The organism is Pantoea sp. RCC30.1 (assembly GCF_058148845.1).
On sequence record NZ_JBXUHX010000009.1, the window covers coordinates 64,627 to 79,926 of the forward strand.

The window sequence follows — 15,300 nt, forward strand, 5'->3', positions numbered from 1 at the left end:
ACCCCGCCAGGAATCCACGCCTGACGCTGGCGTGCGCTGCGTCACATCTGGCATAATAGCCGCCGTTTTTTCATCCATTCTCTTCACAAAGGTCAATGCCGTGTTAGTTAGCAGCAATATCACCATGCAGTTTGGCAGCAAGCCACTGTTCGAAAATATCTCCGTTAAATTTGGCGGCGGTAATCGTTACGGTTTAATCGGTGCGAACGGCAGCGGAAAATCCACCTTCATGAAGATTTTGGGTGGCGATCTGGTGCCTTCAGGCGGCAACGTCTCTTACGATCCTAATGAGCGCATCGGTAAGCTGCGTCAGGATCAGTTCGCCTTTGAACAATTCAGCGTACTGGACACCGTAATCATGGGTCACCATGAATTATGGGAAGTGAAGCAGGAGCGCGACCGTATTTATTCTTTGCCAGAGATGAGCGAAGAAGAGGGGTATAAGGTCGGCGATCTTGAGGCGCTTTACGGTGAGATGGACGGCTACAGCGCTGAGTCGCGTGCCGGTGAGTTATTACTCGGCGTGGGTATTCCGGTTGAGCAGCATTACGGCCCGATGAGCGAAATTGCGCCGGGCTTTAAATTGCGTGTGTTGCTGGCGCAGGCGCTTTTTTCAAATCCCGATATTTTGTTACTCGACGAACCGACGAACAACCTGGACATCGATACTATTCGCTGGCTGGAGCAGGTGCTGAACGAGCGTGACAGCACCATGATTATCATTTCGCATGACCGTCATTTCCTTAATATGGTCTGCACCCACATGGCCGATTTGGATTATGGCGAGCTGCGGGTTTATTCCGGTAATTATGACGAATATATGACCGCTGCAACGCAGGCACGTGAACGTCTGTTATCGGATAATGCGAAGAAGAAGGCGCAGATTGCTGACTTACAATCGTTCGTCAGTCGTTTTAGTGCCAACGCCTCTAAATCGCGTCAGGCGACATCACGCGCAAAGCAGATGGATAAAATTAAACTGGATGAAGTGAAAGCTTCCAGTCGTCAGAACCCGTTTATCCGCTTTGAGCAGGACAAGAAGTTGTTCCGTAATGCGCTGGAAGTGGAAGGTTTAACAAAAGGCTTTGATAACGGTCCGCTGTTTAAGAATTTAAATCTGCTGCTGGAAGTGGGTGAGAAGCTTGCGGTGATCGGTGCCAACGGTATTGGTAAGTCGACGCTGCTGAAATCGCTGGTGGGTCAGCTTACGCCAGATAATGGCACCGTTAAATGGTCAGAGAACGCGCGTATTGGTTATTACGCTCAGGATCACGCCGATGATTTTGCCAATGACCTGACAGTATTTGACTGGATGAGTCAGTGGAAACAGCCTGGCGATGATGAGCAGACCATTCGCGGTATTCTGGGTCGCCTGCTGTTTTCACAGGATGATATTAAGAAGCCGGCCAAAGTGCTTTCCGGTGGAGAGAAGGGTCGTATGCTGTTCGGTAAGCTGATGATGGAAAAACCGAACATTCTGATTATGGATGAGCCGACCAACCACCTCGATATGGAGTCGATTGAATCGCTCAATATGGCGCTGGAGATGTATGAAGGGACGCTGGTATTTGTTTCACACGACCGTGAATTTGTCAGCTCGCTGGCAACCCGCGTGATAGAGCTGAAAGCAGACCGTGTGGTGGACTTCACCGGTAATTACGAAGATTACCTGCGGAGTCAGGGTATCGTCTGATAAAACCGGGGTGGCTTAGGCCACCCCGGTTTTTATGCCGATAAGTGGGTTATATGCTTTTAGCTTGTTAGCTAGCATGGGCTGAGCAGCATGCCAGGCTCAGGGATTATCTGGCAGCAACGCATGTGCTTAAAGCGCAGGGAACACGGTCAGAGGAGGAAAGCGTCCCGCGCCAGGGACAAAAACGCCGGGAGCGTTTTTGAACAACGCAAAGCGTTGGCGCGGTACGGGCGCACCTCAGGGATGAGGTGCGTAATCGCGCGGGCAGAGCGCCCAGGGATGGTTTAAGCGACGTTCCGATCTGACCGTGTTCACTAAAGCAGGCAAAGCTTCAAAACAGCGCTGGCTTCATGGCGCAGATGTTTTGCTTCTATCGTTAAGCCCCACAGCCACACACTTCACAATGCGCGTCCTGCGCGACCTTCATGCTGCGAAACTCCGCGCTCATCGCATCGTACATCAGCAACCGGCTGGTAGCGGGTGTGCCGAATGCGGTCAGCACTTTAATCGCTTCCATCGCCTGCATCGCACCAATGACGCCAACCAGCGGGGCCATGACGCCCGCTTCCACGCAACTCAGGGTCTGTTCACCAAACAGGCGGCTGATGCAGCGATAACAGGGTGTACCGGGCTGCCAGTTGAATACGCTGATCTGGCCTTCCATCCGAATCGCGGCGCCTGAAACCAGTGGTACCCGCTGCTGCCGACAGAGGCGGTTGAGTTGCTCACGCACTACAACGTTGTCGGTGCAGTCCAGCACCACCTGCTGCCGGGCAATCAGCGCCAGCAGCGCCGCATCATCCAGTTGTCCGTTGACCGGATGCACGTGGCAGTGCGGATTGATGGCGGCCAGGCTTTGCGCGGCGGAGTCCACTTTGGCGCGGCCAATATCCGCGTCATGATGCAGGATCTGCCGTTGCAGGTTGGAGTGCGACACGGTATCGAAGTCGAGCAAAGTCAGATTGCCAACACCCGCCGACGCCAGGTAGGGCGCGGCAGCGCAGCCGAGTCCGCCTAGCCCGACAACCAGCGCATGACTCGCTTTCAGACGTTCCTGACCGTCGAAATCAAAGCCGCGCAGGACAATCTGCCGGTTGTAGCGCAGCATCTCCTCATCGCTTAATTCAGGCAGCATTTACGCCTCCAGCAGGGCGTTGAATGGCTCTACCTCAACCCATTCGCCCGGCTCAACGTTGCCGCGATCCCGTTCCAGCACAATGAAGCAGTTTGCCTGGGCGAAAGAACTGAAGACGTGCGAACCCTGCATTCCGGTGGTCTCCACCTCCAGTTCACCCTGTGCATTCTGGCGCAGGATGCCGCGCTGGAAGTCCAGGCGGCCCGGTGACTTTTTCAGTCGCGAGGTGCAGCGCACTTTCTGACGAGGTGGCAAGGCGGATTTTTGCTGGCCGGTGAGGGTGGCAAGAAGCGGCTGGACGAGCTGATAAAAGGTCACGGCGGCGGAGACCGGATTGCCCGGCAGACCGCAGAACCAGCTGCTGTTGAGGCGGCCAAAGGCAAACGGTTTGCCGGGCTTGATCGCCAGTTTCCAGAAGCTGATAGCGCCCAGCTCTTCCAGCATATTTTTGGTGAAGTCCGCTTCGCCCACCGAGACGCCGCCGGTGCTGATCACCACATCGGCCTGCCGATCGGCTTCCTCAAATGCTGCGCGAAGGGCGGTGGGATCATCTTTGATGATGCCAATGTCAATAACTTCGCAGCCGAGCTTATGCAGCATCAGTGAGACTGCAAAACGGTTGGTGTCGTAAATCTGGCCTTCTGCCAGCGGCTCACCGACCGGCTGGAGTTCATCGCCAGTGGAGAAGATAGCGACCCGCAGTTTTCGCAGCACGCTGACTTGTGCGATACCCAGCGAGGCGAGCAGCGGCAGCTCGGCGGCACCCAGACGGGTTCCTGCTTCCAGCACCACATGGCCTGGCTGAATATCGTCACCGGTCAGACGGATATTTTGTCCCTGGCGCACCGGTGCGGTGATCACAATCGCATCGCCCTGGGTTTCTGTCTGCTCCTGCATCACTACCGCTTCACAGCCTGCGGGCACCGGCGCACCGGTCATGATACGGATCACGCTGCCCTGCGGCCACTCACCGCTGAATGGCGCGCCCGCAAAAGCTTTACCTGCCACGGGGAGCGGCTGTCCGCTGCTGACATCCGCCAGCCTGACGGCGTAGCCATCCATCGCGGAGTTATCAAAGGGCGGCACGGCAATCGGGGAGGTGACTGCTTTTGCCGTAATGCGGCCGACCGCTTCAGCCAGCGACACGCTAAGTGAGTCGGTGACGGGCGTCAGCTGTGACAGCATTTTTTGTTGCGCCTCCTCAAGGGAGATTAAACCTGCAGTAAAACTTTCCATGAACAGTCCAGCCTGGTTAACTCAGATGCTGCCTATTATGGGTCGGATTGGCCGCTGAGTCACATCGGTGTCGGCCTGGCGCGCCGGTTGTTATGGCAAAAAGGAAATAGGGTGGTAAGAAAAGGTTATAACCACAGGAACAGTTTCCGCTTTACAACACTTAGCAGGCTTTCTATAGTCAAAAATCACTCAAATTGGGTGAAAACCATTTTAAATCAGTGTTTTTCGTCCCGATGCAACCACAGGGTAGAGCGTTATGGTCAATGCAGTGATCGCCATTCACGGCGGCGCAGGTGCTATTTCGCGCGCAGCAATGAGCGCCGAAAAGGAACAAGGCTATCGTCAGGCGCTCCACGATATTGTCACTCAGGGTCAGCAGATACTGGCTCAGGGTGGCAGCGCCCTCGATGCGGTGACCGAGGCGGTGCGACTTCTGGAAGAGTGTCCGCTGTTCAACGCCGGTAAAGGTGCAGTGTTCACCCATCAGGGCACCCATGAACTCGATGCCTGCATTATGGATGGCCGTACGCTGGATGCGGGCGCGGTCGCGGGCGTAATGCAGGTTCGCAATCCGGTGCTGGCGGCACGTGCCGTGCTGGAAAAAAGCGAGCATGTGCTCTTTATCGGCGAGGGCGCAGAGCAGTTTGCAGTGGCGAACGGACTGGAAACGGTTGCACCTGATTACTTCTCAACGCCGGAACGCTGGGAGCAGTTGCAGCGCGCACTGAACAGCAATACGGCGGTACTGGACCATGATGGCGCTGCGCACAGCGACGATCCGCTGGACCCGGACCGTAAGTTCGGCACGGTAGGCGCTGTCGCGCTGGATCTGGCGGGCAACCTCGCTGCTGCGACGTCTACGGGCGGTATGACCAACAAACAGGCCGGGCGGGTCGGCGACTCGCCGCTGCCGGGTGCAGGCTGCTACGCCAGCAACGACAGCGTGGCGGTCTCCTGTACCGGCACCGGTGAAGTCTTTATGCGCACGCTGGCGGCTTACGATGTGGCTGCGCAGATGCGCTACGCCGGGCGCTCGCTGCAGCAGGCTTCAGTTAACGTCATCCATGACAGCGTGCTGGAACTGGGCGGCAGCGGCGGGCTGATTGCGGTCGATCGCGCGGGCAACGTGGCGCTGCCGTTTAACAGCGAAGGCATGTACCGGGGCGTTGCGCGTGTCGGCGAAGCGGCGGAAGTCGCTATTTATCGCGAAAGTTAAGGAGCAGTGATGAGCGACAGGCAAATGTTACCGCCGCTGGCCCCTGAGCAAGTACTGGCGGTGCGCGATCTCACTGTGCGTTTTCAGCATGAAGACACCGTCACCGACGCGGTGCGTCATTTGTCTCTCGATCTGTTTCGCGGCGAAACGCTGGCGCTGGTGGGAGAGTCAGGTTCCGGGAAATCGGTCACCTCGCTGGCACTGATGCGGCTGATTGAGCAGGCGGGCGGAATTGTAAGCGGCGAGGTGCAGTTGCGCCGTCGTAATGGTGACGTGATGGATCTGATGCGTGCCTCAAAAGGTCAGATGCGTCGGGTGCGCGGCGCGGATATGGCGATGATCTTTCAGGAGCCGATGACCTCGCTGAATCCGGTCTTCCCGGTGGGCGAGCAGATCGCCGAGTCAATCCGCCTGCATCAGGGCATGAGCCACGCCGGTGCGCTGGCCGAGGCACGCCGGATGCTGGATCTGGTGCGCATCCCCGATGCGCACAATGTCTTGTCCCGCTTTCCGCACCAGTTGTCGGGCGGGATGCGTCAGCGCGTGATGATCGCGATGGCGCTCTGCTGCAAACCCGCGTTACTGATTGCCGATGAGCCGACCACCGCGCTCGACGTCACTATTCAGGCGCAGATTCTGCAGCTCATCCGCGTGCTGCAAAAAGAGATGCAGATGGGGGTAATTTTTATCACTCACGATATGGGCGTGGTCGCCGAAATGGCCGACCGGGTTCAGGTGATGTATCGCGGCGAAGTGGTGGAAAATGCCCCGGTCGCCGAACTGTTCAGCGCACCACAGCAGCCCTATACCCAGGCGCTGCTGGCGGCGGTGCCAAAGCTCGGCTCGATGCAGGGCCAGCCTTTGCCTGCCAAATTCCCCTTGCTGCACAGTGATGCCGTTGATGATGTGCCGCAGGATACGGTACGCCGCCTGCAGCCTCCGATTTTGCAGGTGCGCGACCTGGTCACCCGCTTTGACATTCGCGGCGGCCTGCTGAATCGCGTTAAAAGCCGCGTTCACGCTGTCGAAAAAGTCAGTTTTGATCTCTATGCCGGTGAGACGCTGGCACTGGTGGGGGAGTCTGGCTGTGGTAAATCGACCACCGGGCGCTCGCTGCTGAAGCTGGTGGCCAGTCAGGGCGGCACGCTGACGTTTGACGGACAGCGGATAGACCATCTTTCAGGTGCCGCACTGGCGCATCTGCGCCGCGACATTCAGTTTATTTTTCAGGATCCCTATGCCTCGCTGGATCCCCGGCTGACCGTCGGCTTCTCAATTATGGAGCCGCTGCTGGTCCACAAAGCGATGCCGCGTCGCGAGGCCGAGCAGCGCGTTGCCTGGTTGCTGGATAAAGTGGGACTGCTGCCGGAACATGCTCAGCGTTATCCGCACGAGTTTTCCGGCGGGCAGCGTCAGCGCATCTGTATAGCCCGCGCGCTGGCGCTGAATCCCAAAGTGGTGATTGCCGACGAGTCCGTCTCGGCGCTGGATGTGTCGATTCAGGCGCAGATTATTAATCTGATGCTCGACCTGCAGCGCGAGTTTGGCATCGCTTTCCTGTTTATTTCTCACGATATGGCGGTGGTGGAGCGGATTAGCCACCGCGTGGCGGTGATGTATCTCGGTCAGATTGTCGAGATGGGGCCGCGTCAGGCGGTGTTCGAACAGCCCCAGCATCCCTACACCCGAAAACTCATGGCAGCGGTGCCGGTCGCCGATCCGGCTCACCGGCGTCGCGAACGAGCCTTACTGGTCGATGAGATCCCCAGCCCGATCCATGCGTTAGGGGATGAACCTGAAGTGGCGCCGCTGATGGAGGTGGCTCCGGGCCATTTCGTCGCTCGCCACGTTATCAGCGCGACCTGAACAGTGAAGATGTCGCCCCGGCGACCAACCCGACAGGGATTACAGGAGAACAAGATGCAGATGACGATGCGTAAAGGGTTACTGGCGGCTGGCGTGTTAAGCAGCGCAATAACATTGCCCGCGTGGGCAGCACAGGATGCGGTGATTGCCGTCGCGTCCAACTTCACCACGCTCGATCCCTATGATGCCAACGACACGCTGTCGCAGGCAGTCGCAAAATCTTTTTATCAGGGCCTGTTTGGCTTCGATAAGGATATGAAACTCACCAACGTGCTGGCGGAGAGCTATCAGGCCAGCGCCGACGGTCTGACCTACACCATCAAGCTGCGTCCCGGCGTTAAATTCCAGGATGGCACGGACTTCAATGCGGAAGCGGTCAAGGTCAACCTCGATCGCGCCAGCAACCCGGATAACCATCTCAAGCGCTACAACCTGTTTAAACGCATCGCCAGCACCGAAGTGGTGGATCCAACTACGGTGAAAGTGACGCTGAAAGAGCCGTTCTCTGCCTTTATCAACAACCTGGCCCATCCGGCGGCGGCGATGATTTCGCCCGCCGCGCTGAAAAAATATGGCAAAGAGATCGGTTTCCATCCGGTGGGAACCGGCCCGTTTATCTTTGAAACCTGGAACCAGACCGATTTTGTGAAGGTGAAGAAGTGGGACGGCTACTGGAAGCCGGGCTATCCGAAGCTGGACAGCATCACATGGCGCCCGGTGGTGGACAACAACACCCGAGCGGCGATGCTGCAGACCGGTGAAGCGAACTTTGCATTTCCGGTGCCTTATGAGCAGGTGAAGCTGCTGGAGAAGAACAGCAAGCTGGATGTGGTGACCTCGCCTTCCATTATGCAGCGTTACATCAGCCTCAACGTCACGCAGAAGCCGTTCGACAACCCGAAGGTACGTGAAGCGCTGGAATATGCCATCAACCGTCAGGCGCTGGCAAAAGTGGCCTTCTCCGGTTACGCCACACCCGCTACTGGCATTGTGCCGCCCGCTGTCGACTTTGCGCAGACTTATCCGGCCATTAGCTACGATCCGGCGAAGGCCAGGGCGCTGCTGAAAGAGGCAGGCTACCCGAATGGATTTGAAACTACGCTCTGGTCGTCACATAACCACAGCACCGCACAGAAAGTGTTGCAGTTTACCCAGCAGCAGCTGGCGCAGGTTGGCGTGAAGGTAAAAGTCACGGCAATGGATGCGGGCCAGCGTGCCGCTGAAGTGGAAGGCAAAGGCCAGAAGGAGAGCGGTGTGCGGATGTTCTACACCGGTTGGTCCGCCTCAACGGGTGAAGCAGACTGGGCGCTGACGCCACTGTTTGCTACCGCAGCCTGGCCACCGGCGATCTTCAATACGGCGTTCTACAGCAATCCTAAGGTCGATAAAGATCTGGCCGATGCGCTGAAAACCACTGACCGTGCAGAGAAAGCGCGTCTCTATAAAGATGCACAGGACACCATCTGGCAGGACCATCCGTGGATCCCGCTGGTGGTTGAGCAGCTGGTTTCTGCCAACAGCAAAAACCTCAGCGGTTTTTATGTGATGCCCGATACCTCATTCAATTTTGATGAGGCCACTCTGAAGTAACGGAGCCGGCCAACCCGCGTGGCTGGCCGCAGCTGCAGGATGTTGCATGTTTAACTATTTTCTCAAACGACTCTTTGGGCTGATCCCGACGCTGCTGATTGTGGCGGTGCTGGTGTTCCTGTTTGTTCACCTGCTGCCGGGTGATCCGGCACGCCTGATCGCCGGGCCGGAAGCCGATGCTTCGGTGGTGGCGCTGGTGCGTCAGGAGCTGGGACTGGATCAGCCGCTGCCGCAGCAGTTCTGGCACTTTATACTGAATGCGCTGCAGGGCGATTTCGGCCAGTCGATGGTCTCGAAGCGGCCGGTTGCGGATGAGATCGCCTCGCGCTTTATGCCGACCCTGTGGCTGACGCTGGCCAGCATGATCTGGGCGGTGATTTTTGGCATGACCATCGGCATCGTTTCGGCTGTCTGGCGTAACCGCTGGCCCGATCGGCTGGGCATGACGCTGGCGGTGTCGGGCATTTCGTTTCCCGCCTTTGCGCTGGGTATGCTGCTGATGCAGGTCTTCTCGGTGGAGCTGGGCTGGCTGCCAACCGTCGGTGCCGACAGCTGGAAACATTACATTCTGCCCTCGATCACCTTAGGTGCGGCGGTGGCGGCGGTGATGGCGCGCTTTACCCGCGCCTCATTCGTGGAGGTGATGCAGGAAGATTACATGCGGACCGCCCGGGCTAAAGGGGTGCGCGAGTCGCTGGTGGTGGTGAAACATGGCCTGCGCAACGCGATGATCCCGGTGGTCACGATGATGGGACTGCAGTTTGGTTTTCTGCTGGGGGGATCGATCGTCGTCGAGGTGGTGTTTAACTGGCCGGGGTTAGGTCGTCTGCTGGTCGACTCCGTGGCGATGCGCGACTATCCGGTTATTCAGGCAGAAGTGCTGCTGTTTTCACTGGAGTTTATTCTGATCAATCTGTTTGTCGATATGCTCTATGCGGTGATTAATCCCGCTATTCGCTTTAAGGAGTCGCGATGAAAAACTGGCGACGTGAGGCGGCACTGAAAACAATGCCGCTGATGACGGAAAATCGGGTGCGCACGCCGTGGCGAGAGTTCTGGCGGCGTTTCCGGCTTCAGCCGGTGGCGTTGGTGGCCGGGGCTTTTGTGCTGCTGTTGATTGTACTGGCGGTTATCGCTCCGTGGATTGCGCCGTTCGACGCAGAGAACTACTTCGATTATGAACGGCTCAACGAAGGTCCGTCGCTTCTGCACCTCTTTGGCGTCGATTCGCTGGGGCGCGACATCTTCAGCCGGGTGCTGGTCGGCACGCGTATTTCCCTGATTGCCGGTTTCTTCTCGGTGGTGATCGGCGCACTGATTGGCACCTTCTTTGGTTTGTTAGCCGGTTACTACGAAGGCTGGTGGGATCGCATCACCATGCGCATCTGCGATGTGCTTTTTGCCTTCCCCGGCATTCTGCTGGCGATTGCGGTGGTGGCGATTATGGGCAGCGGCATGAGCAACGTGATTGTGGCGGTCGCTATCTTCAGTATTCCGGCCTTTGCCCGCCTGGTGCGAGGTAATACGCTGGTGCTGAAGCATCAGACCTATATTGAGTCGGCACGCAGCATCGGTGCATCTGACTGGACGATCCTGATGCGGCATATCCTGCCCGGCACAGTTTCGCCGATTGTGGTCTATTTCACTATGCGGGTCGGTACCTCTATCATCACTGCCGCCAGCCTGTCGTTTCTGGGGCTGGGCGCACAGCCGCCAACGCCAGAGTGGGGCGCGATGCTGAATGAAGCCCGGGCCGACATGGTGATTGCCCCTCACGTGGCCCTTTTCCCCAGTCTGGCCATCTTCCTCACGGTTCTGGCATTTAATTTGCTCGGCGACGGACTACGTGACGCGCTTGATCCTAAACTAAAGAGATGAAACCTTTCGATTATGATCAGGACTTCAGCACTATCGACTTCCGCCAGCATCCCGAACTTTATCAGGTCGGGCGAGGCGAGCAGGGTGTGCTGATGGTCGAGCCCTATAAGAGCGAAATTCTGCCGCACTGGCGTTTTCGTACCGTCCCGATTGCTGAAGAGTCCGCTGAGAAAATCATGGCGCTGTTTGAGGATTACCGGCGTCAGGACGATTTTGTCGGCATGGATATGGCGCGCAAATTTATCCAGATGGGATATACCCGCGCGCGCCGTTACAGCAACCACAAAGGCGGACGAAAGTATGACGCGGACGGCAAAGAGCTGCCGCGCGGCGTCAACGAGGAAAAGGCCGCTGCGGCGGCCATTTTCAAAGGTTACTGGGACAAACTGCGTGCAGATGAGGACTATCTGAAACGTAAAAAAGCGCATCAGCAGCAGTATGGTTAAAGGCTTAATCCTTTTCTCCCGGCAGCAGATAAGCCTGCTGCCGTTGATAGGTTGACCCGTCTCTCCTGGCATCTCTCCGGTTCCATTCACAGATTGCAAGACTCGCAACGTTGATCAGCCAACGTCGGACACCCGCAGAAAAGAAAACTTTTCTGCTATCGGGCAGGCGGCGTAAAGTAATGAAAAAACGCGTAAAAGACATTTCAGGCCACCGGCGAAAAAACGGGCTGTTTAAAGCCTGCATTTTCCAGTAACTGACCGTCCTGTAAAAAGAAATGATTTTTCCAGCAAGCGGTCAGTGGATAAGCGAAACGCTGACAGTGGCCGCTGTTTACAGCATCCGGTAAAACGCGGGTTGATATTCACTTGTTTTCATTAATAATAAACGGGCAAACCCCACTGAGGGGGCTATGCCCCTCAGGTAATGAAATGGATAATGTGAGAGCTAAATAATGAAAGAGATCATCAACGGATTTCTGAATTTCCAGCAGAATGTGTTTCCTGAAAGGAAGGATCTTTTCAAAAGCCTGGCATCAAATCAAAATCCGAAAGCGCTGTTCATCTCCTGTTCAGACAGCCGTCTGGTGCCTGAACTGGTGACGCAGCAGGAGCCAGGAGAGCTGTTCGTTATCCGCAATGCGGGCAACATCGTTCCCTCATTCGGCCCGGAGCCAGGCGGTGTCTCCGCCACTATCGAATATGCGGTAGTCGCGCTGGGCGTCTCCGATATCATCATCTGTGGTCACTCTAACTGTGGTGCCATGAACGCCATCGCCTCCTGCGCCTGCATGGATACCATGCCTGCGGTTGAGCACTGGCTGCGCTATGCCGATGCGGCAAAAGCGGTGGTCGAGCAGCGTGAGTATGACTCGCCAGAGAAGAAGCTGAACGAGATGGTCAAAGAGAACGTCATCGCCCAGCTGAACAACATGAAAACCCATCCTTCTGTGTCCGTCGCGCTGCGTAACGGTAAGCTGCGTCTGCACGGCTGGGTTTACGATATCGAAAGCGGCACCATTATGGCGCTGACTCAGGGTGGCAAACAGTTCATCACCCTGTCTGAGAATCCTGATACCTGCTTTGAGTAATATTTTCGCCCGCTGTGCTCTGCAGCGGGTTTCCTGCTACTCACCCTACATAACAGCGTTAAACCGCCACTGTTATTCTGCATTTCCCGTCTGACTTATCTATGCTTGCTTAAACCTTTCTGATACAAGCGAGTTGATGATGCGTAAAACTTCCGTTGCTGCTCTTCTGGCGTTCTCTGCAGTGCTGCTCAGTGGTTGTACTTCTCATGTTGCTGATAAGCACCAGTATTCAGGTTTTCTAAGCGATTACAGCCAGTTGCAACCGACCACGTCAGCCAGTGGTGAACCGACTCTGCGCTGGATTTCACCCGACTATCAAAGCAGCCATTATAAAGATGTGCTTTATACATCGCTGGTCTACTACCCGGCGGCGCGCCCCACGCCACGCGTCACTCAGCAAACGCTGGATCAGGTGCTCAGTTACACAGACATCCAGTTAAAAGGCGCGTTAGCGACCCGCCTGCCGCTGGTGAATCAGGCTACGCCGCATACCCTGAAGGTACGGGCCGCCATTACCGCCGTGTCAGCAGAAAATCAGGGCGTGCAGTTTTATGAAGTGGTACCGGTTGCCGCGGTCGTTGCCAGCACCATGGCGGCGTCAGGGCATCGTACTCAGAACAGCGAACTGTTTCTGGAGATAGAAGCCAGCGATGCGGTGACGGGCAAACCGCTGATCCGGGTGGTTCGCAAGGCCTTTGGCAAAACGGTCAGCAACAGCAATACGCCGATCACCTTTGCCGAGCTGAAGCCTGGTATTGATGCGATGGTGCGTGACACGGTAAGTTTTAACGCGCCCTGACTCTGACGGGCGACAGAGCGGTGTCGCCCTGATTAATCTTTTGTAAATCCTCAACATCATTGCAGAGGGGCTGACTACGCTTAAGGGCATTCTATCCCGTCAGGAGATCGTTATGGCCCGTTTCTCAACAACCTTGTTGCTAAGTGGCGCACTGTTCTGTACCGCCCCCCTGTTTGCCGCTGACGTAAAGGTCGAGGTATTACAGGATAAGTTACAACATCCATGGTCCGTCGCCTTCCTGCCCGACAACAAAACGCTGCTGATTACCGAACGTAGCGGACAACTACGCAGCTGGAGCCCGGAGAAGGGCCTTTCGCAGCCGATCCAGGGGGTGCCAAAGGTCTGGGCAGAACGGCAGAGTGGCCTGCTGGATGTGGTGCTGGCACCCGATTTTGCCACCAGTCGTCGCGTCTGGCTTAGCTATACCGAAGCGAACAGCAGTGGCAAAGCGGGCGCGGTGGTAGGCGTGGGCACACTGAGCAAGGATAACCGGCAACTCAGCGATTTCCGCGAGGTGATTCGGCAGACGCCGATGCTCTCCAGCGGCAACAACATCGGTACCCGGCTGGCGTTTGATACCCAGGGCTATCTCTGGATCGCCTTCGGCGATAACTTTGCCAGCAGCGCTGCGCAGGATCTCGATAAGCTGCAGGGCAAACTGCTGCGGCTCAACGCTGATGGCAGCGTGCCGGACGATAACCCGTTTGCGAAACAGCGCGGCGCACGGCCAGAGATCTGGGCCTATGGTTTGCGTAATCCGCAGGGGCTGGCGCTTAACCCCTGGACCGGTAAGATATGGGAAAATGAGCATGGCCCGCGCGGCGGCGATGAAGTAAATATCATGGAGCAGGGCAAGAATTACGGCTGGCCGCTGGCAACCTACGGCATTGACTATAGCGGTGACAAAGTGCCGGAGTCACAAGGCACACAGGTTGCGGGTACTGAACCGCCGCTTTATCACTGGAAGGATTCTCCGGCCATCAGCGGCATGGCGTTCTACAATAGCGCCCGTTTTCCGCAGTGGAAAAACTCGCTGTTTATCGGCGCTCTGAAAGAGAAAAACCTGATTCGTCTGAGTATCAACGGCGAGAAAGTGGTGGAAGAGCAGCGTCTGCTGGACGATCAGAAGGCGCGCATTCGCGATGTGCGTCAGGGGCCGGATGGCTGGCTCTATGTGCTGACCGATGAGGCCAATGGCAAGCTGCTGAAAGTGGGATTAGCGCAGGACGCTGGCGCGTCCCGCGGTTAAAAGCCTGTCCCAGACTATTTTATTTGTCAGTCTGGACCTGGGCAGTGCTCACACAGGCTGCTTTAGCAACCTGAACGCCCGTCAGGGCAGCCCTGAAGGGGCGAGCGCAGCGAGTAATCCTCACGGACTACGTATACTACGGATTGTTCCGCGCTGTCCGTGTCCAGGCTGCCAGCAACAATACGCCTGATGGACCAGGCGCTGAGTCAGCGCGCCCAGTGATAAACCTGCCAGCCGCGGTTTAACGCTTCCTGGTGCAGCCGTTCGTCAGGGTTGATGACATGGGCATGATCGGCCTGTTCCAGTAGCGGCAGGTCGTTCATCGAATCGCTGTAGGCCCAGGTGCGGTCAAAGCTCTCCGCCTGCTGCAGCGCTTTCCAGTCGCCCAGTCGGGTCACTTTGCCCTCTTTGTAAGTCATGGTGCCGTAAGTGTTGCCGCTGTAGCGCTCGTCCACGATTTCAACGCCAATCGCCAGCGCGCCGCAGGCCCCCAGCTTCTCGGCAATCGGGACGACCAGATGCTCGCCGCTGGCAGATATGATCATGACTCTGTCGCCGCGCGCCCGATGCCACTCAATCCGCTCGCGGGCGGCGGGATAAACGCGTGGCAGGATGTCGCGATGAATGAAGCGGCGCACCCAGCCTTCAACGGTCAGCGTGGCCATGCCTGCCAGCGGGGAGAGCGTTTTATTCATATATTCTTCAATCGACAGCGTACCGGCATAGTACTGATTCATTAATGCCTGTTCCTGATCAATCAGTTCGCTGGGAGCGAATCCCTGTGATACCAGCCAGCGCAGCCACAGGCTGGTGCTGTCTTCACAAATGAGTGTTTCATCAAGATCAAAAAGGGCTAAGTCCATGGTCGGTCTCCTCGGCTGACTGGCGTTCAGGTTAACTGATATTTGTGACGGGCTTAACTCTTCTGCGAAAAATCGGAATTTCACGCAGTTTTAGAGGCGACAGAATCGGGGAAATGCGGCACGCGCGCGGCGCTTATACCAGGGTTACTCTACTAAACTCTATAAAACTTTACGATTCGACGGTTTTTTTCGCTGCCGCCAGGGGTTAGCGTTTGAGTGAGAATTTTCTGCCTCTGGAATT

General features: G+C 56.7%; 13 protein-coding genes. 10 read left to right on the top strand and 3 right to left on the bottom strand.

Annotated elements, in window-relative coordinates; all coding sequences use genetic code 11:
- The first annotated feature begins 100 nt into the window (after positions 1-100).
- Positions 101-1,693, top strand: coding sequence for an ABC-F family ATPase (locus AC2LB6_RS10250; RefSeq protein WP_490093419.1), 1,593 nt, complete (start codon positions 101-103; stop codon positions 1,691-1,693).
- Between the two features lie 376 nt (positions 1,694-2,069).
- Here the strand turns inward: AC2LB6_RS10250 and moeB are convergent, their stop codons facing one another.
- Both moeB and moeA read right to left on the bottom strand, forming a co-directional pair.
- Positions 2,070-2,828, bottom strand: coding sequence for a molybdopterin-synthase adenylyltransferase MoeB (moeB, locus tag AC2LB6_RS10255; RefSeq protein WP_490093420.1), 759 nt, complete (start codon positions 2,826-2,828; stop codon positions 2,070-2,072).
- Positions 2,829-4,064, bottom strand: a complete 1,236-nt coding sequence (gene moeA / locus AC2LB6_RS10260; protein WP_490093421.1) for a molybdopterin molybdotransferase MoeA — start codon at positions 4,062-4,064, stop codon at positions 2,829-2,831.
- Positions 4,065-4,320: 256 nt separating this feature from the next.
- On the opposite strand from moeA, the gene AC2LB6_RS10265 reads away from it, so the two are divergent.
- The 9 genes from AC2LB6_RS10265 to AC2LB6_RS10305 all read left to right on the top strand — a co-directional run bounded on the left by AC2LB6_RS10265 (position 4,321) and on the right by AC2LB6_RS10305 (position 14,196).
- Positions 4,321-5,280: an isoaspartyl peptidase/L-asparaginase family protein gene (locus AC2LB6_RS10265; RefSeq protein WP_490093422.1), complete on the top strand. Its 960-nt coding sequence runs from the start codon at positions 4,321-4,323 to the stop codon at positions 5,278-5,280.
- A 9-nt stretch (positions 5,281-5,289) separates the two neighbouring features.
- The gene (locus tag AC2LB6_RS10270; RefSeq protein WP_490093423.1) at positions 5,290-7,146 is read left to right on the top strand and encodes a dipeptide ABC transporter ATP-binding protein; all 1,857 of its coding nucleotides are present in this window, start codon (positions 5,290-5,292) and stop codon (positions 7,144-7,146) included.
- 54 nt (positions 7,147-7,200) lie between these two features.
- The gene (gsiB, locus tag AC2LB6_RS10275) at positions 7,201-8,736 is read left to right on the top strand and encodes a glutathione ABC transporter substrate-binding protein GsiB (protein ID WP_490093424.1); all 1,536 of its coding nucleotides are present in this window, start codon (positions 7,201-7,203) and stop codon (positions 8,734-8,736) included.
- Between the two features lie 46 nt (positions 8,737-8,782).
- Positions 8,783-9,712, top strand: a complete 930-nt coding sequence (gsiC, locus tag AC2LB6_RS10280; RefSeq protein ID WP_090962694.1) for a glutathione ABC transporter permease GsiC — start codon at positions 8,783-8,785, stop codon at positions 9,710-9,712.
- Positions 9,709-10,614, top strand: coding sequence for a glutathione ABC transporter permease GsiD (gene gsiD / locus AC2LB6_RS10285; RefSeq protein WP_490093425.1), 906 nt, complete (start codon positions 9,709-9,711; stop codon positions 10,612-10,614). Before gsiC ends, gsiD begins: the two co-directional genes overlap by 4 nt.
- Positions 10,611-11,060: a DUF4385 domain-containing protein gene (locus AC2LB6_RS10290; protein WP_490093426.1), complete on the top strand. Its 450-nt coding sequence runs from the start codon at positions 10,611-10,613 to the stop codon at positions 11,058-11,060. The genes gsiD and AC2LB6_RS10290 overlap by 4 nt, the downstream gene beginning before the upstream one ends.
- Positions 11,061-11,512: 452 nt before the next feature.
- Positions 11,513-12,148: a carbonic anhydrase gene (locus AC2LB6_RS10295; RefSeq protein ID WP_010254395.1), complete on the top strand. Its 636-nt coding sequence runs from the start codon at positions 11,513-11,515 to the stop codon at positions 12,146-12,148.
- A 139-nt stretch (positions 12,149-12,287) separates the two neighbouring features.
- Positions 12,288-12,947, top strand: a complete 660-nt coding sequence (locus AC2LB6_RS10300; RefSeq protein ID WP_490093487.1) for a DUF3313 domain-containing protein — start codon at positions 12,288-12,290, stop codon at positions 12,945-12,947.
- 112 nt (positions 12,948-13,059) lie between these two features.
- The gene (locus AC2LB6_RS10305; protein WP_490093427.1) at positions 13,060-14,196 is read left to right on the top strand and encodes a PQQ-dependent sugar dehydrogenase; all 1,137 of its coding nucleotides are present in this window, start codon (positions 13,060-13,062) and stop codon (positions 14,194-14,196) included.
- A 206-nt stretch (positions 14,197-14,402) separates the two neighbouring features.
- Here AC2LB6_RS10305 and AC2LB6_RS10310 read toward each other — a convergent pair whose 3' ends face one another.
- On the bottom strand, positions 14,403-15,059 hold the full coding sequence (locus tag AC2LB6_RS10310) for an HAD family hydrolase (RefSeq protein ID WP_490093428.1): 657 nt from the start codon (positions 15,057-15,059) through the stop codon (positions 14,403-14,405).
- Positions 15,060-15,300 lie beyond the last annotated feature (241 nt).